Source organism: Streptomyces sp. NPDC006512 (genome assembly GCF_040611935.1).
GTDB lineage: Bacteria > Actinomycetota > Actinomycetes > Streptomycetales > Streptomycetaceae > Streptomyces.
In genome coordinates this window covers 59,654-83,934 of record NZ_JBEXPG010000039.1, presented here as the reverse complement: position 1 = coordinate 83,934, position 24,281 = coordinate 59,654, and the positions used below count along the sequence as shown (strand labels likewise).

The window sequence follows — 24,281 nt, the reverse complement described above, 5'->3', positions numbered from 1 at the left end:
CGGAGGTACGTCCAGTACGAGCCGCGGCCCTCCGCCTTGAGATGCACCGCACCGGACGCCGCGACCCGGCAAACCTTCCCGGCCACGGCACTAGGTCCGCGCGCGGTCGCCTTCGCACCAGGCCCGGTCAAGCGTCACGTCGACGAGGAAGCCATGACACCCCAGCATTCCAGCACCCCCGCCCGGGCGGGCGCGGCCTCCGCGGCACTCGCGCTCGTCCTCGTCTCCGCGGCCTCCGCGAGCCCGGCCGGTGCCGCCGCCGGGCCCGCACGCACCGTACGGGGCGCCGAAGGCCAGCAGCTGACCGTGTCCACCGCGTCCGGTCTGGATCCGCTCGGCCAGACCGTACGCGTCACCGGCCAGGGCTACGACCAGGCGAAGGGCGTCTACGTCGCCTTCTGCAAGGACAACGGGGACAACCGGGTCCCCGCCCCCTGCGTGGGGGGCGCCGACACGGCCGGCGGGTCCAAGGCCTCGCAGTGGATCGTCCCCCAGGGCGACCCGCACGCCGGCGAGCTGGGGATCCCCTACGGCGAAGGCGGCCGCTTCGACGTCGAGCTGAAGCTGACGGCGAAGAACGAGGGCCTGGACTGCACACAGGTGGCCTGCTCCGTCGTCACCCGCGTCGACCACCGGGGCGCCGGCGACCGCTCGCAGGACGTACGCGTACCCGTCGCCTTCCGGGGCCAGGACCCGGTCGGCCCCGGAGGCGAGGGCGTCGGCGTACCCCAGGGCACCGTCGCCTACCGGACGACGGCGCAGTTCACCAGCGCGGGCAAACCCCGCGACCTGATGCTGCACCCCGACTCCCGCAAGCTGTACGTCGGTTCCGACGACCTCCCCGACACGGCCGACGTGAACGAGAGCGGACTGCACGTCCTCGACCCGGCCGACGGCAGGGTGCGCAGCACCATCAGTCAGGCGCCGGGGTCCACGGGCACGCTCGGCAGGCGGGCCGTCCGCCAGATCGTCGCCCCGCTCCCGGGCGACGGAGTCGTCTTCTCCTACCCGCTGCGCGGCATCGGCACCGCCAAGGACGGCGACGCCGCCGCGGCCGGTGCGTGGGTGCCGGGCGGCGCCGTCACGGACGCCGCGCCCGGGATCGCACCGGGGACGGTGTTCGTCGCCCAGGGCCCCGCCCTGTCCGAGGTCGACACCGCCACCGCCACGGTGAAGCGCACCGTCACCCTGGAGGGCGGCGACGGGTTCGCCGTCGACCCGGTCCGCAAGGTCATCTGGTTCACCGACGCGGGCAACCGGCGGATGTGCCGGATCGACGCGGCCACGTTCCATGTCTCCGCCACCGTCGAACTCCCGCCGGGGGAGGGCTACATCGGGTTCACCGAGGTGGACCCGGAGACCGGGGCGGTCTGGGTCGGCCTCGACACCTCGGTCGTCGTCCACGACGCCGCGGGCAAGCGGCTGCGCGTCCTGGAGGGCGAGGACCTGCCCCGGGCGGCGCGGTTCGACCCCGCCACGCACGAGGCGTTCGTCGTCCGGCAGGACGCGGGCGACCCCGCGCAGCCCGGCAGCGACAACAACGGCAGCCTGACCGTGTACCGCACCGCCGACTTCGAGCAGGCCGCCGAGCCGGTCGTACTGCCCGGCAACCACGGCCAGTTGGGGTTCGCCTCGCTGGCGGTGGAACCCGGCGCCGGGACGGTCTTCGTCTCGAACCCCGCCGAGGGCCGCATCACCCGGCTACAACGCTCCGTCTCCCCGAAGGTGACCCAGGGGCCCACCGACCAGACCGTCACGGAGGGAACCCGGGCCGTACTGACCGCGCGGGCCGAGGGGATTCCCGAGCCCGCCGTCGCCTGGCAGGTCAGCGCCGACGCCGGCCGGACGTGGAAGCCGGTCGAAGGGGCGAACGCCCCGGTGTACTCGTTCACGGCCCGGGCCTCCGACAGCGGCCACCGCTACCGGGCGGAGTTCCACAACGAAGCCGGCACCAGCCGCACCAGCCCGGTCACCCTCACCGTCACCCCGGCCGAGACCACCACGGGCGGCGGCAACGGGACCGGAGGCGCGGGCGACGGCCCGACCGACGGCACGGGCGGATCCGGCACGGACGGTACGGGCGGCACGGGCGGTACGGGCGGCACGGGCGCGTCCGGCGGGACCGGCACGGGTACCTCCGGCACGGGCACCTCCGGCACCTCCGGAACGACGGGCGGCACCTCCGGCGACGGCACCTCCGGGTCGGGCGGAGCCGTGGCCTCCGGCGGCACGGCCGGATCCGGTGGTGCCACGGGTTCCGGCGGCACGGTCGGCGGTACGGGCACCACCACGACCGGCGGTGGCGCCCTCGCCTCCACCGGCACCGCCGCCGCCACCCTCGCCGGGGCCGCGGCCGTCCTCACCGCGGCCGGCTGGGTGCTGGTGCGCCGCAAGCGCCCGGCCACCACGGCCTGAGGCCGCAGGGCTCCCCGTCACCAGCTGACGGGGAGCTCCCGCAAGCCGTGGACGATCGTGTCGGGCAGTTCGGCGAGGAACGCCTCGCGGAACTGGCCGGACGCCACCCCCGCCCGCGCGCCTTCCTGCGCGGCCTCGCGCACACCGCGGCCGCGACCGCCTTCGCGGGCCGGCCCCTGCTCGTCGCGCCCGGAGCGGCGTCCACCCTCCGGCTCCCGTGGGACACCGCGACGGGACCCGACCACCACGTCCACCTCGACGAACCGCCCGCCGTCGCCTTCCACGTACGGGGCGACGACGGGCGACTGACGACGCACTACCGGGTGGTGACCGGACGGCGGTAGCTGCTGCCGTCCCGGGTCCGGGTGAGCCGCCCCGAGGTGATCAGGTAGCGGCGCAGCGCCGAGCAGTCCTCGTGCACGGTGCGCAGCGCCTCGTTGACCTCGGGCTCGGTGTACTCGCGGTCCTGCGCGAACAGGGTCTCGGCGAGGTGGGCGAGCAACTGCTCGCGCCGGGCCGCCCTGCGCGGGATCGCGAGGAGCCGTCCGGCGGAGAAGAGGTCTTCGACCCCACGTCCTTGCCGGACGGCGGGGGCGGAGGGATCGGGATGCTCGGTGATCTGTGACATGTCAGCGAGCTTCACCCGTCCCCTCCGCCGGGGCAACGCAATTTCGGTGGCGCGGGTCAGGGTCCGACGGTGATCTGCTGGGCCGGGTCGGTGGTGTCGGAGACCTTGTAGACGGCGTTGAAGGTGGAGGAGGTCGCGCTCGTCGGGCAGCCGAAGCCGCCGGTGACCGTGACGGGTACGGAGGCGTTGGTGAAGGTCAGGCTGGGCGGGGCGCCGTTCGTCCAGGTGCCGTTGACGGCCGCCGGGGCGGTCGGCGCCGTGGTGACGACGCAGTTGGCCAGGCCGGTCGTGGTGACGACGAGCCCGCCGACCGGGACGTTCATCGTCGCGGTGATCGGGGAGCCGTGCTGCATCGACACCGACCACGCGCCGCTGGTGGTGACCGTCGGCGTCACCCCCCAGACGCTGGAGGTACAGGAGCTGTAGGTCGGCGGGGAGATCGGCGAGGAGACCGGCCCGGCGGGGTTCTGGTTGCCGGGGGCCGCCGGCACGGTACCGGTGGACACGGAGACCGTGCAGGTCACCGTGACCGAACCGGCCTTGAGCGTGGCCTTCCCGCTGAGGGTGGCCTTGAAGGCGTGCCCGGCCGGGGTGACGGTGGTGGACCCGGCCAGAGGTGAGGGCGAGGCGGAGGCGGTGGCCGAGGCCAACGTCAGGGCGGCCGCGGCCGCCGTCCCGAGGGCGAGCGCGGTGCGCGTACGGCTCATGGCTGTGCTCCTTGGGGATCGTGTTGCGGGGTGGGAGCGGGGGGCGGTTCGGCCCCGGCGGGGGCGGCGGAGCCCCCGTCGCGCCGGGACGCGGACGGCTGCCAGGCGAACATCAGGCCGCCGCCGACGATGCCGAGCAGGGTGCCGATCAGGAACCCGCCGAGGTTCGACAGGACCAGCGCGGCGGTGGCGATGAGCGTGGTGAGGACCCCGGCGAGCGAGCGCTGCTGGGGGGAGAACCAGGCGGTGATCCCGAGGACGATCATGACGATCCCCATCAGGACGGACGGGATGCCCGCCACGCCCTGCTGGAGCATGATCTTCAACGGGGCCAGGGGCAGGACGCAGATCCACGCTCCGGCCAGGACGGCGAACAGCCCGCCCCAGAACGGCCGGCCGCGCCGCCACCGCCGCCAGCGGCTCAGAAGCATTCCTTCTTGCCCTTGCTGATGTTCATGCTCAGCCCGGACAGCTTGAACGTTCCCGCATTGGTCGCCCACGCCGTCTGCTGGAGACCGGTGATGCTGACCGTGTCCGCCTGCTGGGCGAACAGGTCCTGCATGCCCTGCGCCTCCGCGGGCCCCTTGTCCAGGGTGGAGGCGTCGCGCCCGATCTCGATGTTCGTGAAGACCGCGTCACCGGAGAGCTGTGTCGCGTCGACGAACAGGTTGGTCGCCTCGACCGGCTTCTTCTGCCCGGCCGTCAGGTTGAGCGAGATGTCGCCGATCACCGGGAGGGTGGTGACCACCGACTGGCACAGGCTGTTCAGCTTCGCCTCCCTGATGGCGGTGACCGCCACCGGGATCAGCTCCTCGCGGGCGTTGACGTCCACGCTGCCGTACTGGGCGAAGCCCTCGCCCTCCAGGCTCTTCGCCGACACCTTGAACTGCTGCCCCGACACCGCGAAGGAGGCGGCGAGCGCCCCCTGCGCCAAGGCGATGCCGAGCCCCGCCGTCACGGCCACGGCGGGCACGGTCAGCAGGGCGAACCGGCGCCAGCGCACCCGGCCCTCACCTCTGTCCGCGGCGCCTCCGCCGCCTCCGCCGCCCGCGGCGTCCTTGCCGGGGGGCTCGGATAAGTTCGGTGAATCCGCCATGAGATCGTCCCTTATCTCGGCTGTGCACCTTTGTTACCGACGAGTTGAATGTAAGAGTGCCAATGGTGGTTGGCAAGGTTGTGAGAGTGCACCCTTTCGGCCGACTCCTACTGCTCCGTACGCAGCAGTTCGGCGACCTCCGCCTCCACCCGCCGGGCCATCGCCCGCGCGAACTCGGCGGCCACGACCTCGCCCGCCACCGGCCGCAGCGCCGCCACCGCCTCCCGGACATGATCCAGCTGGGTGGCCGAAAGTGGCTCCAGCCCCTCCGCACCGATCACATGCCGCCGGAAAAGTCCGACGAACCGGTCCGCGAGCGCGTCCGCCTGAACCTGTACGAAGTCCCCCGCGTCCAGGATCTCCCCGAGCGGCACCCCCTGCCGCACCAGCGCCAGCGTCGCCTCCAGCAGCCGCCGGTTCGGATACGTCACCAGATCGCCGTCGACCCGTACGTAACCCAGCTCCGCCGCCCGCCGGGTGTGCTCGGCCCTCGCCTCCGGGCCGAACAGCTCGCGCAGCTCGGCCCGGGTCATCGTGACCGGCTCCTCGTGCACCCAGTCCCGGGTCATCTCCCGTTCCAGACCGAGCAGTTGGGACAAGCCGCCGCCCCGCTCCCAGGCGTCCAGCAGCTCACCGATCCCGTTGACCGTGTACCCGCGCCCCAGCAGATCGCTGATCAGCCGCAGCCGGGTCAGGTGGTCGTCGGAGTACCACGCGATCCGCCCCTCCCGGCGCGGCGGCGGCAGCAGCCCGCGCTCCTGGTAGTAGCGCAGGTTGCGCACCTTCACGCCGGCCGCCCGGGCCACGTCCTCCCGGCGGTAGCGCCGCCCCTCGTCCTTGTCCCCGGCCGCGCCCCCGGCCTTGCCGTCCGTATCCACCTGGCTGTTCACGCGGCCGAGTGTAGGACGTACCGGCAGGTCACATGGGGCGTGTGCGCTCCTCGCGCTTGACCGCCCGCAGCACCACGAACTTCGGCTCGCTCGCGGTGACTTCGCTGTTCCCGAACAGCCGGCGCAGATGGGTGTGGTACCCCATGTGACGGTTGGCCACCACCCACAGCTCGCCGCCCGGCCGCAGCGCCTTGCGCGACTGCGCGAACATGCGCAGCGCCGTCGCGTCCGTCGTCGCCTGGTGGGAGTGGAACGGCGGATTGCACAGCACCAGGTCCACCGAACCCGGCGTCAGCATCGCGACCCCGTCACCGGTCAGGAACTCGGCCGTCCGCCGGCCCGCGGGCACGTTGGCCTCGTAGGTGGCCCGAGCCGAGGCGACCGCCTGGTACGACTCGTCCGTGAAGACGACCGCGGCGTCCGGGTCGGCCACCGCGACCGCCGTGCCGACCACGCCGTTGCCGCAGCCCAGGTCCACGACCCGGGCCCCGTCCGTGTTCGTCGGGATGTTCTGGAGGAAGAAGCGCGTGCCGACGTCCAGCCGGTCCGCGCAGAAGATCCCGGCGTGGTTGACGACGGTCAGCCCGGCACCCGAGCCGCCGTCCTCGTCCACCGTGTACGTCAGCGGCCACGGACCGGCGGTCGTCGGCCGCGCAGCCCCCGGATTACCCGGCGTGCAGAAGATCAGCCGCGCCTTCTTCTCCGCGAGCGAGGTCTTCGTCGGGCCGAGGATCTTCTCGAAGAGGCGCAGCGTCGAGGTGTGGATCTCCTTGACCATGCCCGCGCCCACGACCACCGTCCCCGCGTGCACGTGCGGCGCCACCCGGTACAGCTGGTCCTCCAGCAGCGCCAGGCTCTTCGGCACCCGCACCAGCAGGACGTCGATCCGCTCCGGCGGAGCGTCCCGCGTGGTCAGCAGGGTCACCGTCGACTTGGACGTACCGATCCCGGCCCGGTCCAGGTTCGCCTCGGTGGCGGCCCGGGTCAGCGAGGAATCGGTGATCTGCGTGGGACGGTACGCGGCCAGGGCCGTCGTCAGGGTTCCCCAGCGGTCACCGATCACGGTGATCTGCCCGGCACCGGCCAGATCCACCGGGCCGCGCTCGCCGGTACCGGCGTCGAGGTGACGCAGCAGGTACTCGTCGGCGGCGTCCCAGGCCTGGAGTCGGTCGCGCGGGTCCGCGGGGAAGCGGGTGAGTTCGTAGGAGCCGAAGGGCGTGGTCAGGCGGTTCATATGGGCCCAGGCTATCCGAGGCGACCGCCCGCCCCCGCACACGCGCGGCCGGGCGGTCCGTACTACCGCTCGTACTGCTCGGAAGAGACGGCCCAGGCCGGAAGAGACGCCCTGGTCAGTCGGGGAAGTCGCCCGCCATGGCCGCCGCGATCCGCAGGTGCGGACCCGCCTCGGCCGCCCGGCCCTGGCGTTGCAGCGTGCGCCCGAGCAGCAGCTGCGCGTAGTCCTCCACCGGCCAGCGCTCCAGGATGGCGCGCAGCTCGCGCTCCGCGCGCGACAGCTGCGCCGAGTGGTAGTAGCCGCGGGCCAGCAGCAGCCGCGGAGCCAGCTGCTCCGGGGCCTCGTCGGCGAGCGTGGCCAGCACGCGGGCGGCCGTCGCGTACTCCTTCGCCTCGAAGAAGAGCCCGGCGCGCTCCCAGCGCTCCGCCGCGGTCCCGTGCTCGTGGTAAGCCGTCGGCGCGTTCATCGCGTCCTTTCCGCTCGCTCGTCCGCCCGCCCCTGCCGGCGGTCCGTTCCCTCGAACGCGCCTTCCCGCCGGAACATTCCGCGGGAAAGGGCGGCGACGCCGCCGCCGGTCGGGACTAAGTTGTCCCGTATGAGCAATCTCGATCGCCAGCCCGCTCTCTCCGCCTGCGGCGGCCGCGGTTTCGTCGTGGCCGAACCCGTACGCGAGCTCCTCAGCCCGCGCACCGTCAAGCTCGGGGAATCCACCGAGGTCCGCCGGCTCCTGCCGAACCTGGGCCGCCGCATGGTGGGCGCCTGGTGCTTCGTCGACCACTACGGACCGGACGACATCGCGGACGAGCCCGGCATGCAGGTCGCGCCCCACCCCCACTCGGGACTGCAGACCGTGAGCTGGCTGCACGACGGGGAGGTCCTGCACCGCGACAGCGAGGGCAGCCTCGCCACGATCCGCCCCCGCGAGCTGGGCCTGATGACCTCCGGCCGGGGCATCAGCCACTCCGAGGAGAGCCCGCGCCCGCACGCCCGCTTCCTGCACGGCGCCCAGCTGTGGGTGGCCCTCCCGGACGAGCACCGGAACGTGGCCCCCCACTTCCAGCACCACGCCGACCTCCCGCAGGTCACCGCCCCCGGGCTGACCGCCACCGTGATCCTGGGCAGCCTGGACACGGCCACCTCGCCGGGCACGGCCTACACCCCGATCGTCGGCGCCGACCTCACCCTCGCCGCCGGCACCGAAACCCGGATCCCGCTGGACCCGGACTTCGAGTACGCGGTCCTGTCGATGTCCGGCGAAACCCACGTCGACGGCGTCCCGGTCCTCCCGGGCTCGATGCTCTACCTCGGCTGCGGCCGCACCGACCTCCCCCTCCGAGCCGCCTCGGACGCCGGCCTGATGCTGCTGGGCGGCGAACCGTTCGAGGAGGAGATCGTGATGTTCTGGAACTGGATCGGCCGGAGCAACGAGGAGATCGTACAAGCTCGCAAGGACTGGATGGAAGGCACCCGCTACGGTGAAGTAAAGGGCTACGACGGCCCCCCGATCCCCGCTCCGCAGCTCCCGCCGGTGCCCCTGAAAGCACGCGGACGGGTGCGCTGACCTGCGCTTTTCTGCAGTAGGTCGATCAGTCGGCATCAGCCGAGGAGAGGCCGCTTCCCGTGCGGAGATCGTTCCCGCGGGGCGGGCGACGGGAGGCTCCGGAAGGCCCACTCGGTGCCCTCGATGTTTCCCAGGTATGACCAGCTGGGGTCAGCTTTGCCAGGACCAATGCTGACCCAATGCTGACTTTGATGACAGTTCGTCAGGTCGCTTCATCGATTCCGGGGGTCGTGAAGGAGTCGTGGGTGGGGTTCTCGGACACGGTGCGACGGGTTGTACGGAGCGTAGTCGTCTGAGGTTCGTCGCATGGCCTGGATGAAGGGCTGCCTGCGGCGTTCGACCGGTCACTCGGGTAGGCCGCTCCGACATTCATGCCGCTGTCGGTGTCTATCGAGTGCTGCCGCCCTGGCCGTGCCCGTTGAGGTACGCGCGCCAGTGGGCGCAGGCCCTGTCGCGCCAGACGCGTGCATTCCCTGGCTGCTGCGCAGCAGTCGCGGAAGGTTCGGACGACAGGCGGGGTCGGGTGAATGGTCCAGCGTGTAGGCCGCGGGGTCGACCAAGAGCCGGGCCGCCCCGGGGGCTGGCGAACGTACCGTGCGGTAATGATCACCCAGCCCGTGCCGACGAGTGTCATCGCCCGCGAGGGCAGGCGCGTGCACTGCGGCTGCGGGGGCCAATCGAATCAACGGTCCGGACGCTCGTGTGAGCGAGGCCCGGCGAGGGCGCCTGTCGCGCGGTTCCCGGCGCGATCAGGTAGTCAGGAAGGGTGAGCAAGCCCGCGACCGATCCCTTCGTGCATGTCCGGGGCGCCAGTGAGAACAACCTGCGGAACATCGACGTCGACGTTCCGCGGGACGCCATGGTCGCCTTCACCGGCGTCTCCGGTTCGGGCAAGTCCTCGCTCGCTTTCGGCACGCTCTACGCGGAGGCCCAGCGGCGCTATTTCGAGTCCGTGGCACCGTACGCCCGAAGGCTGTTGCAGCAGGTCGGTGCACCGCACGTGGAGGAAATCACCGGACTGCCACCGGCCGTGGCCCTGCAGCAGCGACGCGGGTCGCCCAGCTCGCGCTCGACGGTCGGCACCCTCACCACGCTGTCCAATCTGCTGCGCATGCTGTACTCCCGCGCCGGCACCTATCCCCCCGGGGCGGCACGGCTGGAAGCCGAGTCGTTCTCACCCAACACCACGGCCGGTGCCTGCCCCGAATGCCACGGACTGGGCGTCGTGCACGACGTCGCCGAGGACCTGCTCGTCCCGGACCCCTCGCTGAGCATCCGCGAGGGGGCGATCGCCGCCTGGCCGGGCGCCTGGCAGGGAGCCAACCTGCGCAGTGTCGTGAACGGCCTGGGGATCGACATCGACCGGCCGTGGCGCAGGCTCAGGAAGAAGGACCGGGACTGGCTGCTGTACACCGACGAGCAGCCCTCCGTGTACATCGAGCCGGAGGAGGACCGCGTCGACTACGGCTACCAGGGCAAGTTCTGGAGCGCCCGCAAGCACGTCATGCACGTCCTCGCCGACTCCAAGAGCGAGAAGATGCGCGAACGGGCGCTCCGGTTCGTCAGGAGCGTGCCCTGCCCCGAGTGCCACGGCAGCGGACTGCGGCCCGAGGCGCTCGCCGTGACCTTCGCCGGACGTTCCATCGCCGAGATCAACGCGATGCCGCTCACCGAGGTCGTGAGGCTGCTGCGGCCCGTCGCGGGGCGGTCCGAGGCCGACGCCACCACCTCGACCGCCCGATCCGGGGAGACGACCGAGGTCGCGGTCCGGATCTGCGGCGATCTGGTCGCGCGGGTCGACGTACTGCTCGACCTGGGCCTCGGATATCTCAGCCTCGGGCGCCGCTCGACGACCCTGTCGCCCGGCGAGGCGCAACGCCTGCGGATCGCCACCCAGCTGCGCTCGGGGCTGTTCGGCGTCGTCTACGTCCTCGACGAACCCTCCGCGGGCCTGCACCCCGCTGACGCGGAACCGCTGCTGGACGTGCTGGAGCGCCTCAAGGCGGCGGGGAACTCGCTGTTCGTCGTGGAGCACGACATGGACGTCGTACGGCGCGCGGACTGGGTGGTCGACATCGGCCCCGGCGCGGGCGAGGGCGGCGGGCGCGTGCTGTACAGCGGCCCCGTCGCCGGTCTGGAGCGGGTCGCGGAGTCGGCCACGAGCCAGTACCTGTTCGGGCGCGCCGAACCGCTCGACCACCGCCCGCGCACACCGCAGGGCTGGCTGCACCTGAGCGGCGTCTCCCGCCACAACCTGCACGACATGTCCGTCGACCTACCGCTCTGCGTGCTGACGGCGGTGACGGGCGTGTCCGGTTCCGGAAAGTCGACACTGGTGACGCAGGTGCTCGCCGAGGTCGTCCGCGGCCACCTCGGACTCGTACCCGAGGAGCCCGATGAGGCGCAGCTGGTGGTCGACGTCCAGGACGCGTCGGGGGTCGAGTCGTTCGACCGGCTGGTCCGGGTCGACCAACGGCCCATCGGCCGAACCCCCCGTTCCAACCTGGCCACGTACACAGGCATGTTCGACGCCGTGCGCAAACTGTACGCGTCGACGGACGAGGCCAGGGCGCGCGGCTACTCGGCCGGGCGGTTCTCCTTCAACGTGCCCGAAGGCCGGTGCGAGACCTGCCAGGGCGAAGGATTCGTCGCGGTGGAACTGCTCTTCCTGCCCGGCACCTACGCACCGTGCCCGACCTGCCACGGCGCCCGGTACAACGCCGAAACCCTGGACGTCACCTACCGCGGCAAGAACATCGCGGAAGTGCTGGGCCTGTCCGTCGACGCCGCGGCCGCATTCCTGTCCGCCGTCCCGGCCGCCGCCCGCAGTCTGGAGACGTTGCGCGAGGTGGGACTGGGGTACCTGCGGCTGGGGCAGCCCGCGACGGAGCTCAGTGGCGGTGAGGCGCAACGCATCAAACTGGCCACCGAACTGCAGCGAGCCCGCCGCGGCCACGCGCTCTACCTTCTCGACGAACCGACGGCGGGGCTCCACCCCTCGGACATCGCGCTGCTGCTGCGACAACTGCACCGGCTCGTCGACGCCGGCAACACGGTCGTCCTCGTCGAGCACGACCTGGACACGATCGCCACCGCCGACTGGGTCATCGACCTCGGGCCGGGCGGCGGCGACGCGGGCGGACGGGTGGTCGCGGCGGGCCCACCGGCCAAGGTGGCGAGAGCCCGCCGCAGCGCCACCGCGCCCTACCTCGCGGCCCGACTCGCGCGCTCCTGACGACGGCGCGAGGGGCTGCGCACCGGTCAGCCGGGTTCGGGGCCGGATCGGACTCATGCTGTATCGCGTTCAACGACGTCGTCCTGCTTGTTCGCCCAGCACGATCTTCCACACCCGGGTCGCCACCTGGAGGTTGAGCCGGCTTTCGACGTTCGCGAGGTCGTTGCCGCTGATGTTGCGGATGCGCTGGAGCCGATAGCGCAGCGTGCTGCGGTGGATCGCGAGGGATTCGGCGGTCTCGTCGTAGTTGCCGCCGCAGTCGAAGTACTGGGACAGCGTCTCCACCAAGGCCGTGTGGTGCAGGGAGTCGTAGTCGATCAGCTGCCCGAGCCACTCGTGGACGAACGTCTCCAGTTCCCGGTAATCGTTGCCGGGTCCCAGAATGCGGTAGAGGCCCAGCTCGTCGAAGAATGTCGTGCCGTAGTGCTCGCGGGAGTGGCGGCCCACTTCCAGGGCGCGCTGCGCCTCCTCGTAGCGGTGGGGGATGTCATCCGGGGAGTCGCACAGGGAGCTCACGCCGATGGTCCCGGACCGTGTCCCGGTCTCCCGGGCGAGCGCCTCGTACAGTGCGCGGGCGTGCGGCCTGTCGTCGGCGATCAGGACCACGTGGTCGGCCCGCCGGGTGAGCAGCGAGTGCATGCCCACGGCAGAGGCCGCCCGGCTCACGGTCTGCTCGAAGGGACCGTCCGCGGTCCGGTTCGACCACTGCACCACGACGACGTAGTGGCGGCGGTGCAGGTCGTGTCCGACGGCCTCGGACCGGGCGTAGGCGCTCGCCTCGTCCGTCCCTGCCAGGAGGTCGTCGGCCACCTCGCGGTGCAGCCTCGACTCCAATTCGGCCAGATTGCGCAGGTGCGCCAGCTCCGGGGCGAGCGACGCGGCGCCGTCCTCCAGCGCACGCAGGGTGTGCTCGTCGGCCTTGCCCCGGACGTCGACCAGGGCCAGCACGCCCAGGATCTCGCCATGCGGGCGGACCAGGGTGACCAGCCGGTCCTTCACCCGCACCGGCCCGGCCTGACGGCCAACGGCGTGCAGCATTTCGTCCTGGCGCACGGGGTCCGGTTCGGGATAGGGGTCGGGCCGATCAGGACCGGTCCAGGACCTCAGCCGACCGAAGCGGTCCTCGACCAGCGCGGGGAGTCCCGTGAGCCCGTGCAGTACGCGGGTGATGGCTTCCTCGCCGCCGCCCGAGGCGGCGACGTCGGCCATGAGCGCGTGAACGGACCGCTGGTACCCCATCTCGGCCACGACGGAGATCAGCTGCCCCTGGAGGGCTGTCCGCTCTTCCCTCAGCCGGTGCAGCTCCAGCGCATCCTCGCGTCGGAGGCGGTGTGCGAAGGCGACGGACAGTGCAGCGGCAGTGTGCCGGACGAGCGTGGCGAGCAGGGAGCGCTCGGCGTCGGTGGGCCGGGAGCGGGACGTCACCACGAGGTAGCCGTGGAGCCTCCCGAACCCGCGCAGCCCCAGGGCCCGGCCCCAGGGTCGGCCGGGCACGCTCACCGGGCCGTCCTCCCCGGTCAGCTCCCGTACCCTCCGGTCCACGGCCACGGCATGGACCTGCCCGTTCTTCGGGCTGGGGACCAGGGCGCCGTCCACCTCGAGGTATCCGGCCTCGGCGCCGTACGGCCCTGCGGCGGCTACGTGGTCCATGGCCAGGCTCAGGATCTCGCCTTCGTCCAGGGTGTCCACAGTGTCGAGCAGGGCGCTGGAGAACACCATCAGCTCGTGGGGGACGCGGTCGGCCGGGAGAGACCCTCTACGCGCGGCCATGGGGAGCCGCCCGCCGCTGTGCCGCGGAAGGCTGCTCTCCCGGTCGCAGCGGCGGCGGTACAGGTTAGGCGCCCGGCTGCTGGCCATGGGATCACTCCGTCCTCTTCGAGCCTACAGCCGAGCGGTGGTGCGTGGTCGGGCTGCTCGTGCGAGAAGTTCGGATTCCTCCTCTCGTACTCGTGGGGTGACCGGCCCCGTGCCTTTCCGACCCGCCAGGCGCAGGCGTGGAGCCGCTGGGCCCGCCACCCTGAGGGCGTCGTGGACGAGGAGTCTCCGACGAGGCCGCAGGGCTGATCGGCGGGCTGCAGAGCACTGGCAGAGGTCCCGCCCGTACCTGCGCCCGTACCTGAACGAACGTGATCCGGACAGTCGGCGCAGGCGCCGTACCGGGAGGAGTTCCTCATGGCCAAGGCAGTGGGCATCGACCTGGGCACCACCAACTCGGTGATTGCCGTGTGGGAGGGCGGAGAGCCGTCCGTCGTGCCCAACAGCGAGGGCAACCGCACGACACCGTCCGTGGTGGGCTTCACCGACACCGGGGAACGCCTGGTGGGCCAGCTGGCCCGGCGCCAGGCGATCCTCAACCCCAAGGGCACCATCTACTCGGCCAAGCGGTTCATCGGCCGGCACTTCGACGAGATCTCCGACGAGGCCAGGGCGGTGGCGTACGACGTCGTCGAGGGCGACGGCGGGGCGGCTCGCTTCAAGGTGCGCGACAAGCTGTACGCGCCCGAGGAGATCAGCGCACAGGTGCTGCGCAAACTCACGGACGACGCCTCCAAGCAGCTGGGGGAGCGGGTTACGGAGGCGGTCATCACGGTGCCCGCCTACTTCAACGACGCGCAGCGCACCGCCACCAAGGACGCCGGACGGATCGCGGGACTGGAAGTGCTGCGGATCATCAACGAGCCGACGGCGGCCGCCCTCGCGTACGGCGTGGACAAGAAGGAGCACGAGACCGTCCTCGTCTTCGACCTGGGCGGCGGCACCTTCGACGTGAGCATCCTCGACGTCGGCGACGGCGTGGTGGAGGTGCGCTCCACCGCGGGCGACAGCCACCTGGGCGGCGACGACTTCGACCGGCGTCTGGTGGATCACCTCGCGGACGACTTCCAGAAGGAGAACGGCATCGACCTGCGCCAGGACGCACAGGCGCTGCAACGCTTGTTCGAGGCGGCGGAGAAGGCCAAGACCGAGCTGAGTTCGGTGACGCAGACGCAGGTCAGCCTGCCGTTCATCACCGCCGACGCCGCCGGGCCCAAGCACCTCACCGACACGATCATGCGGTCCACGTTCGAGCAGATCACCGGCGACCTGGTGGAGCGCTGCCTCGGCCCGGTCCAGCAGGCCATCGCCGACGCCAAGGTCGGCGAGAGCGACATCGACGAGGTCATCCTCGTCGGCGGATCCACCCGCATCCCCGCTGTCCAGACCCTGGTCCGCCGGCTGACCGGCGGCAAGGAACCCAACATGAGCGTCAACCCCGATGAGGTCGTGGCCCTGGGGGCCGCGATCCAGGCAGGGGTGCTCAAGGGAGAGGTCAAGGACGTCCTGCTGCTCGACGTGACCCCCCTGTCGCTGGGTGTGGAGACACGCGGCGGAGTGATGACGAAGATCATCGAGCGGAACACCACCATCCCGGTGCGCCGCAGCGAGACCTTCTCCACCGCCGAGGACAACCAGCCGGCCGTCGACGTGGTGGTCCTCCAGGGCGAGCGCGAGCTGGCCGCCGACAACCGGGTGCTGGGCCGGTTCCAGCTCACCGACATCCGGCCGGCGCCGCGGGGCGAAGCACAGATCGAGGTCACCTTCGACATCGACGCCAACGGCATCCTCGAGGTCAAGGCCCGTGACCGGGACACCGGCAAGGAACAGGGCATCACCATCAGCGAGAGTTCCAACCTGGACCGCGGAGAGGTCGAACGCATGGTCCAGGAGGCCGAATCCAACCAGGGCCAGGACAAGGCACTCCGCGAGGCCGTCGACGCCCGCAACGAACTCGACGCCATCGCGTACCAGGTCGAGAAGCGTCTCGCCGAACTGGGCGACGCAGCCCCGGCGCACGAGAAGGCACGCGGCGAGATGCTCGTGTCCGACGCCCGGGCGGCGGTCAAGGAAGAGGCGGGCGTGGAGCGCGTGCGGCCCCTGGCCTCCGAACTCCAGCAGGTGCTCGCCGGGCTGGCGGCCCATCAGGGCGCCGCCGCCACGGGCGGAGGTCCCGGCCAGGATGCCGCCACCGGCGGTTCCACGAGTGGCGGTGGCGGTGACGATGATGTCATCGATGCCGAGTTCGACAAGGGCTGAGGCGCGTCATGCCCATCTACCCCCAGGAACCCGACCGGGCCGCGCCGGATCCGGTCGAACCGGTCCCGGAAGGCGCCGGACGCCCTCCTCGCGGAGATCTGCCCCAGCCGGGCCCGCCCCGGCCCGGAGCGGCGTACGGCGAACCGGGACCCGATGCCGCCGGCCCCGCGTCCGCCGAGGACGAGTACACGACCGCGATCCGGGAGCTGGAGGACCGTTGGCGGCGCGCACTTGCCGATCTCGACAACCTTCGCAAGCGCCACGCCAGGGAACTGGAGCGCGAACGGGCGGTGGAGCGGTCCCGTACGGCGGCCGCCTTCCTGCCCGTCCTCGACAACCTGGAACTCGCCCTGTCCCACGCTGGCGCCGATCCGGGCGCGATCGTGGAGGGCGTCCGGGCCGTACGCGACCAGGCGGTGAACGTTCTCGAACTGCTCGGCTACCCGCGGCACGCGGAGACCGGGGTCCCCTTCGACCCGGCCCGGCACGAGGTGGTCGGCGTCGTCCAGGACCCCGACGCCCCACCGGGCACGGTCGTCGAGGTACTGCGCCCCGGCTACGGGGACGGCGAGCGGCAGCTCAGGCCCGCCGCCGTGACCGTCGCGAAGCGGGAGTGATCGGTCATGGCGCGGGACTACTACGAGGTGCTCGGCGTGTCGCGGTCCGCGAGCCAGGACGAGATCCAGCAGGCATATCGCAAACTCGCCCGCAGGCACCACCCCGACGTCAACAAGGACCCTGGGGCGGAAGAGCGTTTCAAGGACCTCAACGAGGCATACAGCGTCCTGTCCGATCCCAAGGCCCGGGCCCGCTACGACCGCTTCGGCGAGGATTTCCGCAAGATCCCGGAGGACTTCGACGAGCGGGTCGCGGCGGGAGCGGGCGGCGGCTTCCGCGGTCGCACGACCGCAGGCGGCGGCGGTCCTCGGGTCCGGTACGCCGGTTTCGGCGACGACTTCGGAGCGGAGGGCATCGATATCGAGGACCTGTTCGGCTCCATGTTCGGAGCGGGCGCCGCCCGGGGGAGCGTCCCCGGAGCGGACCAGGAGGCCGAACTGGCGCTCACCGTCGAGGAGGCGTACCGAGGCGGCCGCCGCACTGTCACGCTCGCCGGTCCCACCGGGCAGCCGCGGCGGTACGAGGTCGACGTGCCGCCGGGCGTCACCGACGGGCAGCGCATCCGGCTGGCGGGCGAGGGCGGCCGGGGCAGTGGTGACGCCGCCGCGGGCGACCTGTACCTGCGCGTGCGGATCCAGCCCCATCCCAGGTTCCGGCTGGACGGCCGCGACGTGCACGTCCAGGTCCCTGTGGCGCCCTGGGAGGCGGCCCTGGGTGCGACCGTGCCGGTGCCCACCCCCGGCGGCGGCACGGCCAAGGTCACGGTGCCTGCGGGCTCGTCCAGCGGTCGGCGGCTGAGGCTGCGCGGCGAGGGCATGCCGAACCCGCGCGGCGCGAACGGCGACCTGTACGCCGAACTCCGCATCGTGGTGCCACCCACCCTCGGCGACCGGGAGCGCGAACTGTTCGAGGAGCTCGCCGCCGCCTCCTCGTACGACCCCAGGAGGACGTGATGAACGAACCACCCGCGGGAGCAGCGGCAGGCCCCGGCCGGGCCGGAGCGGGCAACAGTCCGGTACGAACGGGAGCCGGTCCCACCGCCTCGACGGCCGTACGGTACGCGCTCGTGCCCGCCCCCAGGCTCTCCCTCGACGCCGTGTCCCGTCGCTCGGGCCTCCACCCCGATCTGATCCGGCGGTTCGTCGCCCTCGGCCTGATCGACGCCGGACGCGACGCCGCGGGACACCTGGTGTTCGACCCCACGGCACCGGCGGTCCTCGCCCGCATCCAGCGGCTGCGCACCGGACTCTGCCTCAACTACGCATCCATCGGCCTGGTGCTCGATCTGCTCGACCGCATCAGCCTGCTCGAAGCCGCCCTGCGCGGCCGCGGCACGAGGAGTGAAACACCCCCATGGACATGAACCGTCTCACCCAGAAGTCCCAGGACGCCCTTCAGGAGGCCCAGACCGCGGCCGGCCGCATGGGGCACACCGAGGTCGACGGGGAACACCTGCTGTTCGCACTTCTCGATCAGGAGGACGGTCTGATCCCGCGGTTGCTGGAGCAGGCGGGCAAGGAGCCGAAGGGACTGCGCGAGGCCGTGCGCGAGGAACTCTCCCGTCGCCCGAAGGTCACCGGCCCCGGCGCGGCACCCGGCCAGGTCTTCGTCACCCAGCGCCTCGCCCACCTGCTCGACGCCGCCGAGCGGGAGGCCAAACGCCTCAAGGACGAGTACGTGTCCGTGGAACACCTCCTGCTCGCGCTCGCCGAGGAGAGCTCTTCGACCGCCGCCGGGCGACTGCTCAAACAGGCCGGCATCACCCGGGACTCGTTCCTGAGCGCGCTCACTCAGGTCCGCGGCAACCAGCGCGTCACCTCCGCGAACCCCGAAGTGGCCTACGAGGCTCTGGAGAAGTACGGCCGCGACCTGGTCCTCGAGGCTCGGTCCGGGCGGCTGGACCCGGTCATCGGCCGTGATGCGGAGATCCGCCGCGTCACCCAGATCCTCAGCCGCAAGACCAAGAACAACCCCGTCCTCATCGGCGATCCCGGCGTGGGCAAGACCGCCATCATCGAGGGCCTGGCCCAGCGCATCGTCCGCGGCGATGTCCCCGAGGGCCTGCGCGACCGGACGGTGTTCGCCCTGGACATGGGTTCCCTGGTCGCCGGTGCCAAGTACCGCGGCGAGTTCGAGGAACGCCTGAAGGCCGTACTGTCCGAGGTGAAGGCCGCCGAGGGGCGCATCCTGCTCTTCGTCGACGAACTCCACACCGTCGTCGGCGCGGGAGCCGCCGAAGGAGCCATGGACGCGGGCAACATGCTCAAGCCGATGCTGGCCCGCGGCGAACTCCACATGATCGGCGCCACCACCCTCGACGAGTACCGCAAGCACATCGAGAAGGACGCCGCCCTCGAACGCCGCTTCCAGCAGGTCCTGGTCGAGGAGCCCAGCGTGGAGGACACCATCTCCATCCTGCGCGGACTGCGCGAACGCCTCGAGGTCTTCCACGGCGTCAAGATTCAGGACACCGCGATGGTCTCCGCGGCCACCCTCAGCCACCGTTACATCACCGACCGGTTCCTGCCCGACAAGGCCATCGACCTCGTCGACGAGGCGTGCGCCAGGCTGCGTACCGAGATCGACTCCATGCCCGCCGAACTCGACGAGATCACCCGCCGCGTCACCCGGCTGGAGATCGAGGACGCCGCCCTGTCCAAGGAGACCGACCCCGCCAGTAAAACGCGCCTGGAAGAGCTGCGCAGGGAACTGGGCGACCTGCGCGGGGAGGCCGACGCCAAACACGCCCAGTGGGAGGCCGAACGGCAGGCGATCCGCCGCGTGCAGGAACTGCGTCAGGAACTGGAACAGGTCCGCCACGAGGCAGAGGAGGCCGAACGCGCCTACGACCTCAACCGCGCCGCCGAACTGCGCTACGGCCGCGTCCAGGACCTGGAGCGCCGACTCGCCGCGGAGGAGGAGCAACTGGCCGCCAAACAAGGCCAGAACCGGCTGCTGCGCGAGGTCGTCACCGAGGAGGAGATCGCCGAGATCGTCGCCGCCTGGACCGGCGTCCCCGTCGCCCGCCTCCAGGAAGGCGAACGCGAGAAACTGCTGCGCCTCGACGAGATCCTGCGCGAGCGCGTCATCGGCCAGGACGAGGCCGTCAAGCTCGTCACCGACGCCATCATCCGCGCCCGCTCCGGCATCCGCGACCCTCGCCGCCCCATCGGCTCGTTCATCTTCCTCGGCCCCACCGGCGTCGGGAAGACCGAGCTGGCCAAGACCCTCGCCCGGACCCTGTTCGACTCCGAGGACAACATGGTCCGCCTCGACATGAGCGAGTACCAGGAGCGGCACACCGTCAGCCGGCTGATGGGCGCACCGCCCGGATACGTCGGCTACGAGGAGGGCGGCCAGCTCACCGAGGCCGTACGCCGCAAGCCGTACTCGGTCGTCCTGTTCGACGAGATCGAGAAGGCGCACACCGATGTGTTCAACACGCTGCTGCAGATGCTCGATGACGGTCGTATCACCGACTCCCAGGGCCGCACCGTCGATTTCCGCAACACCGTGATCATCATGACGTCCAACATCGGCTCCGAGCACCTCCTCGACGGCGCCACCGCCGAGGGCGAGATCAAGCCCGACGCCCGCGCCCTGGTGATGGGCGAGCTGCGCGGGCACTTCCGCCCGGAGTTCCTCAACCGCGTCGACGACATCGTGCTGTTCAAGCCGCTCGGTGAGCGGCAGATCGAGCGGATCGTGGAGCTGCAGTTCGACGAGCTGAGGCGGAGGCTCGCCGAGCGCCGCATCACCGTCGAACTGTCCGACGCCGCACGGGAGGTGATTGCCCACCAGGGCTACGATCCGGTGTACGGGGCCCGGCCGCTGCGGCGTTACATCTCCCACGAGGTCGAGACGCTGGTCGGGCGCGCCCTGCTGCGCGGCGACGTCCAGGACGGAGCTACGGTGCGCGTCGACGCGGAGCACGGAGAGCTGGTGGTCACCTACGACCAGCAGGAGGACGACCGGGAAGCGAGGGCGGCGTGAACACCACCCGGACGACGACGGTGAACTGCCCGAACTGCGGGCGCGGCAACCGGATTCCCGTGGCCGCCGAGGGACGGCCCCGATGCGGCCACTGCAAGCAGCCCTTGCCCTGGGTCGTCGACGCGGGCGACGACGACTTCGCCGAGGTCGCCGACAACGCCACGGTGCCCGTCGTCGTGGACCTCTGGGCCACCTGGTGCGGCCCCTGCCGCATGGTCAGCCCAGCCCTCGAACAGGTCGCCCGGGACCTCGCCGGACAGATCAAGCTCGTCAAGGTCGACATCGACCAGAACCCAAGGCTCAGTCGACGGTTCGAGGTGCAGGCGGTGCCGACCCTGCTCGTCCTGGACCAGGGCGAGACGCTCGCCCGGCAGGCCGGCGCGGCGCCCGCGCACGTCCTGCGCTCGTGGGTCGAGCAGGCGATGGCGGGCCGGCAGACCACTGCGGGAGGGTGAGGACGACGGTGCTGAGGAAGACCGTCGCCCGTGGCCGATCAGGCCCTTTTTGCGGAAGGAAAACTCTCATGGCCACGATTGTCGACCCGCACCTGGCGATGGTTCGCCCGGTGACGCCGCGTACCCCGGAGGGCTGCGAGGAGTGCCTCAGGGTGCATTCGCCGTGGGTGCACCTGCGCCTCTGCCTCACCTGTGGGCACGTGGGCTGCTGCGACTCCTCCCCCCTCAAGCACGCCAGATGGCACGCGGGGAGCGTCGGTCACCCCGTCGTACAGTCCTTCGAGCCGGGAGAGGACTGGCGCTGGTGCTATGTTCACGAGGCCCTGGTCTGATGAGCACGGCCGAGCACGAGAATGGTGCGGTCCGCGAGACACCTGACCGGTATGGTGCGTTCCCCCGCCTCACGCCGGAGCAGATGGAGGACCTGACCGCGCACGGTGAGCGCCGTAGGACCGCCGAGGGCGAGGTGCTGTACCGCGAGGGCGAGCCGTTCCGGGAGTTCCTCGTCATCCTCAGCGGGACCGTCGAAATCCTCCACGACCAGGGCGGCCCCGACGAGCGGACGGTGGCGGTCCACGGACCCGGTAGGTTCCTTGGCGAACTCGGGCTGCTGGAAGGCCAGGCAGCGTTCAACACCGCCGTGGTGCGCGAGGCCGGCGAGATCCTGGCCGTACCTGTGGAGCGGCAACGCGCCCTGGTCGGCAGCGACCCCGTCCTCGGCGACCTGATCCTCCGCGCCTACCTGGGCCGCAGGTACCTGCTCATCGGCCTCGGTGCCGGCTTCCGGATCCTGGGTTCGTGCTACTCGCGGGACACGCTGCGGCTGCGCGAGTTCGCCGCCCGCAACCGGCTGCCCCACCGCTGGGTGGATCTGGAGAGGGACAAGGAGGCCGAGGCGCTGCTGCGCCGGTTCGCCATCCGTCCCGAGGAGACCCCGGTGGTCCTCTGGCAGGGTGAGCGGCTCCTGCGCAATCCGAGCAACGCCGAACTCGCCCGGCTCATCGGTCTGCCCGCCCCCTCGCCCGGGAACGAACGGTGCGACGTCATGGTGGTCGGTGCGGGTCCCGCAGGACTTGCCGCCGCCGTGTACGGAGCCTCCGACGGTCTCACCACGGTCACCGTCGACGCCGTGGCCACCGGAGGCCAGGCCGCGACCTCGTCCCGCATCGAGAACTACCTCGGCTTCCCGTCGGGCATCTCCGGGGGCGAACTCATCGAGCGTGCGGTGCTCCAGGCCCACAAGTTCGGCGCCCGCCTCATGGTGCCCGCGGAGGTCAGCGCGCTCACCCCGCAGGACGACGAGTACGTCGTCACCTTCGCGGACGGGTCCCAAGCCGCGGCCGGCGCCGTGGTGCTCGCCTCGGGCGTGCGGTACCGCAGGCTCGAAGTGCCCGGCATCGACCGCCTGGAAGGCATCAGCGTCTACTACGCGGCGACGGTCCACGAGGCCGCCCTCTGCCGGGCGGACCCGGTCGCCGTGGTCGGCGGCGGGAACTCTGCCGGGCAGGCGGCGCTGTTTCTCGCCCACCACGCGTCCGGGGTCCACCTCCTCGTCCGGGGCAGCAACCTGGGCGCGGACATGTCGCGCTACCTGGTGGACCAGGTGGAGCAGCACCCCAAGATCGAGGTGCTGCTCCACACCGAAGTACGGGGCGTCGCCGGGGAGGAGCAGCTGGAGTCGCTGACGGTGGAGGACAACGCAAGCAAGGAGCGCCGTGAGCTGCGGGCCGCAGCGCTGTTCGTGTTCATCGGGGCCCGGCCGCACACGGAATGGCTCAAGGGCGTGCTGGCCCTGGACGAGAGGGGCTTCGTCCTCACCGGCACCGACGCCGGGGCGGTGGCCGATACGAACCGGTGGGCCTCACTGGGCCGCGATCCGATGCTGCTGGAGACCACCCTGCCCGGGGTCTTCGCCGCCGGCGACGTCAGGAGCGGCTCGGTGAAACGGGTGGCCTCGGCGACCGGTGAAGGCGCCATGGCGATCCGCCTCGTGCACGAGCACCGGGAACGGAAGGGAAACCTGGTCACAGTCGGCCCCGAGGGACGCCGGCCGGAAGCGGGCGGGCCCGTGTCCTCGCGCTGACCCGGCCCCTGACGGACCCGACACATGGCCCCACCCGTAAGGACAGCGTGTCACCACGGCTTCGCCTCCACCCCGGGGCATCCTGTGAACCCTTGCAATCGCGGAGGACAGCCGAGGAGGATGGTCCGGTCGTGCGGGAGTCGTCGCAGGGCGTCACGGTCGTAGCTCTCCTGGCCGATCCGGACGCGCCCACGGACGTCGCGCGGCGCATCGCCCGGATGCTTCCTGACCGGCTCGCTGAAAAGGCGGGCCAGGGGCGTCGGTTCGACGTCAAGGTGGTCAGTGAGCCCTTCACCTCGGGGACCGAGGACCCGCACACCTTGATGCGCCGGATCATGGAGCGCGCAAGTGCGGAGAACTGGGACATCGTGGTGGCCCTCACCGACCTTCCGCTGCACTCACACGGGCGCAGGATTCTTGTGGATCTGAGTCACGAACACGGCTTGGCGCTGCTGTCCCTTCCTTCCCTGGGGGGCTTGCGGCTGCAGACGAGGGCCCGGCGGGCAGTGGAAGAAGCCGTGCTCGGCTTGGCCGGTCCGCAGTCCACCGGGGCTGAGGGGCTTCCGCGCAGTCAGCCGCTTCCGGGCCCTTTCGCCGGTCGTCTCGCGCCTGTCCACCGGGGCCAGGTCGGTGACGAGGAGGCTGCCGATCTCCGGTACATCGTCAGCGGGCCGCGCGGCTACCTGCGGGTGCTCGTCGGTATGGTCCGCGCGAACCGGCCTTGGCGCTTGGTGTCGGGCCTGTCGAAAGCCCTGGCGGCCGCACTCGCCACGGGAGCCATCGCCACCCTGGACTCCACCACCTGGAGCCTCTCCGGTGCCCTGAGCGCGCCACGCCTCGTGATCGCCATGGTCGGGTCCGTCGGGCTCATGATCGGCTGGCTGATCGTGGACGGGGAGCTGTGGCACCGATCGACGGAGGGATCGCCGGAGGCGAGGCAGAGGGCGCGGCTCTACAACACCTCGACGGTCCTCACCGTCGGTATCGGGGCGCTCGTCTGCTACGCGGGTCTGATGGTCATCAACTTGGTGTGGGCGCTGTTCATCCTCAACGACAGAGTGTTCGCTTCCATGACAGGAACCCCGCTGCACGCCACGGAGTACTTGACGCTGTCCTGGTTCGTCGCTTCGGTCGCCACGGTGGCCGGCGCGCTGGGATCGGGCTTGGAGAGCGACGAGGCGATCCGCGCAGCCGCCTACTCCACGCGCGAAGAGCAACGTCGCCACATGTTCCAAGGCGACCACGGTGACCAGCTGATGACCTGAGTCTGAGATGCGTCGCTGGTTGGTGAT

The 24,281-nt window shown here is 71.4% G+C and carries 20 protein-coding genes and 1 pseudogene; 13 read left to right on the top strand and 8 right to left on the bottom strand.

What is annotated here, in order from left to right:
- Positions 1-153 precede the first annotated feature (153 nt).
- Together ABZZ17_RS25895 and ABZZ17_RS25890 are read left to right on the top strand one after the other, a co-directional pair.
- Positions 154-2,415, top strand: a complete 2,262-nt coding sequence (locus ABZZ17_RS25895; protein WP_356878987.1) for a hypothetical protein — start codon at positions 154-156, stop codon at positions 2,413-2,415.
- Between the two features lie 74 nt (positions 2,416-2,489).
- A pseudogene (locus ABZZ17_RS25890) lies at positions 2,490-2,759 on the top strand (phosphodiesterase); the annotation flags it as partial.
- Here ABZZ17_RS25890 and ABZZ17_RS25885 read toward each other — a convergent pair.
- From ABZZ17_RS25885 to ABZZ17_RS25855, 7 genes are all read right to left on the bottom strand, one after another.
- Positions 2,732-3,043 carry a DUF2087 domain-containing protein gene (locus ABZZ17_RS25885; protein ID WP_356878985.1) on the bottom strand — a complete coding sequence of 104 codons (312 nt, stop codon included), beginning with the start codon at positions 3,041-3,043 and terminating at the stop codon, positions 2,732-2,734. The pseudogene ABZZ17_RS25890 and the gene ABZZ17_RS25885 sit on opposite strands and share 28 nt — an antisense overlap.
- Before the next feature lie 56 nt (positions 3,044-3,099).
- Positions 3,100-3,750 carry a hypothetical protein gene (locus ABZZ17_RS25880; protein WP_356878983.1) on the bottom strand — a complete coding sequence of 217 codons (651 nt, stop codon included), beginning with the start codon at positions 3,748-3,750 and terminating at the stop codon, positions 3,100-3,102.
- Positions 3,747-4,181 carry a DUF6114 domain-containing protein gene (locus tag ABZZ17_RS25875; protein ID WP_356878981.1) on the bottom strand — a complete coding sequence of 145 codons (435 nt, stop codon included), beginning with the start codon at positions 4,179-4,181 and terminating at the stop codon, positions 3,747-3,749. The genes ABZZ17_RS25880 and ABZZ17_RS25875 overlap by 4 nt, the downstream gene beginning before the upstream one ends.
- The gene (locus ABZZ17_RS25870; protein ID WP_356878999.1) at positions 4,172-4,729 is read right to left on the bottom strand and encodes a DUF6230 family protein; all 558 of its coding nucleotides are present in this window, start codon (positions 4,727-4,729) and stop codon (positions 4,172-4,174) included. Before ABZZ17_RS25870 ends, ABZZ17_RS25875 begins: the two co-directional genes overlap by 10 nt.
- 224 nt (positions 4,730-4,953) lie before the next feature.
- Complete coding sequence (locus tag ABZZ17_RS25865) at positions 4,954-5,736, bottom strand: MerR family transcriptional regulator (protein ID WP_356878979.1); 783 nt, start codon at positions 5,734-5,736, stop codon at positions 4,954-4,956.
- A 28-nt stretch (positions 5,737-5,764) separates the two neighbouring features.
- On the bottom strand, positions 5,765-6,970 hold the full coding sequence (locus ABZZ17_RS25860) for a methyltransferase (RefSeq protein WP_356878977.1): 1,206 nt from the start codon (positions 6,968-6,970) through the stop codon (positions 5,765-5,767).
- A gap of 115 nt (positions 6,971-7,085) precedes the next feature.
- A complete protein-coding gene (locus tag ABZZ17_RS25855; protein WP_356878975.1) occupies positions 7,086-7,436 on the bottom strand; it encodes a tetratricopeptide repeat protein in 351 nt (116 codons plus the stop codon).
- 129 nt (positions 7,437-7,565) lie between these two features.
- On the opposite strand from ABZZ17_RS25855, the gene ABZZ17_RS25850 reads away from it, so the two are divergent.
- Together ABZZ17_RS25850 and uvrA are read left to right on the top strand one after the other, a co-directional pair.
- Positions 7,566-8,531: a pirin family protein gene (locus ABZZ17_RS25850; RefSeq protein WP_356878973.1), complete on the top strand. Its 966-nt coding sequence runs from the start codon at positions 7,566-7,568 to the stop codon at positions 8,529-8,531.
- Between the two features lie 766 nt (positions 8,532-9,297).
- On the top strand, positions 9,298-11,766 hold the full coding sequence (gene uvrA, locus ABZZ17_RS25845) for an excinuclease ABC subunit UvrA (RefSeq protein WP_356878971.1): 2,469 nt from the start codon (positions 9,298-9,300) through the stop codon (positions 11,764-11,766).
- 69 nt (positions 11,767-11,835) lie between these two features.
- Here the strand turns inward: uvrA and ABZZ17_RS25840 are convergent, their stop codons facing one another.
- Positions 11,836-13,485 (bottom strand): helix-turn-helix domain-containing protein, encoded by a 1,650-nt coding sequence (locus ABZZ17_RS25840; RefSeq protein ID WP_356878997.1) that lies wholly within the window; start codon positions 13,483-13,485, stop codon positions 11,836-11,838.
- Between the two features lie 453 nt (positions 13,486-13,938).
- On the opposite strand from ABZZ17_RS25840, the gene dnaK reads away from it, so the two are divergent.
- The 9 genes from dnaK (at position 13,939) to ABZZ17_RS25795 (ending at position 24,254) form a co-directional block, all read left to right on the top strand.
- On the top strand, positions 13,939-15,840 hold the full coding sequence (gene dnaK / locus ABZZ17_RS25835; protein WP_356878969.1) for a molecular chaperone DnaK: 1,902 nt from the start codon (positions 13,939-13,941) through the stop codon (positions 15,838-15,840).
- A gap of 8 nt (positions 15,841-15,848) precedes the next feature.
- Complete coding sequence (locus tag ABZZ17_RS25830; protein ID WP_356878967.1) at positions 15,849-16,457, top strand: nucleotide exchange factor GrpE; 609 nt, start codon at positions 15,849-15,851, stop codon at positions 16,455-16,457.
- Positions 16,458-16,463: 6 nt separating this feature from the next.
- Positions 16,464-17,411 carry a J domain-containing protein gene (locus tag ABZZ17_RS25825; RefSeq protein ID WP_356878965.1) on the top strand — a complete coding sequence of 316 codons (948 nt, stop codon included), beginning with the start codon at positions 16,464-16,466 and terminating at the stop codon, positions 17,409-17,411.
- The gene (locus ABZZ17_RS25820) at positions 17,411-17,821 is read left to right on the top strand and encodes a chaperone modulator CbpM (protein WP_356878963.1); all 411 of its coding nucleotides are present in this window, start codon (positions 17,411-17,413) and stop codon (positions 17,819-17,821) included. Before ABZZ17_RS25825 ends, ABZZ17_RS25820 begins: the two co-directional genes overlap by 1 nt.
- Complete coding sequence (gene clpB, locus ABZZ17_RS25815) at positions 17,812-20,451, top strand: ATP-dependent chaperone ClpB (protein WP_356878961.1); 2,640 nt, start codon at positions 17,812-17,814, stop codon at positions 20,449-20,451. Before ABZZ17_RS25820 ends, clpB begins: the two co-directional genes overlap by 10 nt.
- A complete protein-coding gene (gene trxA, locus ABZZ17_RS25810; RefSeq protein WP_356878959.1) occupies positions 20,448-20,906 on the top strand; it encodes a thioredoxin in 459 nt (152 codons plus the stop codon). The genes clpB and trxA overlap by 4 nt, the downstream gene beginning before the upstream one ends.
- A 68-nt stretch (positions 20,907-20,974) precedes the next feature.
- Positions 20,975-21,238, top strand: coding sequence for a UBP-type zinc finger domain-containing protein (locus ABZZ17_RS25805; protein WP_356878957.1), 264 nt, complete (start codon positions 20,975-20,977; stop codon positions 21,236-21,238).
- Positions 21,238-22,989, top strand: coding sequence for an FAD-dependent oxidoreductase (locus ABZZ17_RS25800; protein ID WP_356878955.1), 1,752 nt, complete (start codon positions 21,238-21,240; stop codon positions 22,987-22,989). The genes ABZZ17_RS25805 and ABZZ17_RS25800 overlap by 1 nt, the downstream gene beginning before the upstream one ends.
- A gap of 131 nt (positions 22,990-23,120) precedes the next feature.
- Complete coding sequence (locus tag ABZZ17_RS25795) at positions 23,121-24,254, top strand: hypothetical protein (protein WP_356878953.1); 1,134 nt, start codon at positions 23,121-23,123, stop codon at positions 24,252-24,254.
- Positions 24,255-24,281 lie beyond the last annotated feature (27 nt).

Coding starts and splice junctions, on each gene's coding strand:
- ABZZ17_RS25885 (WP_356878985.1), bottom strand. CDS start 3,043: ATGTCACAGATCACCGAGCATCCCGATCCCTCCGCCCCCGCCGTCCGG.
- ABZZ17_RS25850 (WP_356878973.1), top strand. CDS start 7,566: ATGAGCAATCTCGATCGCCAGCCCGCTCTCTCCGCCTGCGGCGGCCGC.
- ABZZ17_RS25800 (WP_356878955.1), top strand. CDS start 21,238: ATGAGCACGGCCGAGCACGAGAATGGTGCGGTCCGCGAGACACCTGAC.
- ABZZ17_RS25860 (WP_356878977.1), bottom strand. CDS start 6,970: ATGAACCGCCTGACCACGCCCTTCGGCTCCTACGAACTCACCCGCTTC.
- clpB (WP_356878961.1), top strand. CDS start 17,812: ATGGACATGAACCGTCTCACCCAGAAGTCCCAGGACGCCCTTCAGGAG.
- ABZZ17_RS25805 (WP_356878957.1), top strand. CDS start 20,975: ATGGCCACGATTGTCGACCCGCACCTGGCGATGGTTCGCCCGGTGACG.
- ABZZ17_RS25855 (WP_356878975.1), bottom strand. CDS start 7,436: ATGAACGCGCCGACGGCTTACCACGAGCACGGGACCGCGGCGGAGCGC.
- ABZZ17_RS25880 (WP_356878983.1), bottom strand. CDS start 3,750: ATGAGCCGTACGCGCACCGCGCTCGCCCTCGGGACGGCGGCCGCGGCC.
- ABZZ17_RS25830 (WP_356878967.1), top strand. CDS start 15,849: ATGCCCATCTACCCCCAGGAACCCGACCGGGCCGCGCCGGATCCGGTC.
- ABZZ17_RS25825 (WP_356878965.1), top strand. CDS start 16,464: ATGGCGCGGGACTACTACGAGGTGCTCGGCGTGTCGCGGTCCGCGAGC.
- ABZZ17_RS25875 (WP_356878981.1), bottom strand. CDS start 4,181: ATGCTTCTGAGCCGCTGGCGGCGGTGGCGGCGCGGCCGGCCGTTCTGG.
- ABZZ17_RS25840 (WP_356878997.1), bottom strand. CDS start 13,485: ATGGTGTTCTCCAGCGCCCTGCTCGACACTGTGGACACCCTGGACGAA.
- ABZZ17_RS25895 (WP_356878987.1), top strand. CDS start 154: ATGACACCCCAGCATTCCAGCACCCCCGCCCGGGCGGGCGCGGCCTCC.
- dnaK (WP_356878969.1), top strand. CDS start 13,939: ATGGCCAAGGCAGTGGGCATCGACCTGGGCACCACCAACTCGGTGATT.
- ABZZ17_RS25820 (WP_356878963.1), top strand. CDS start 17,411: ATGAACGAACCACCCGCGGGAGCAGCGGCAGGCCCCGGCCGGGCCGGA.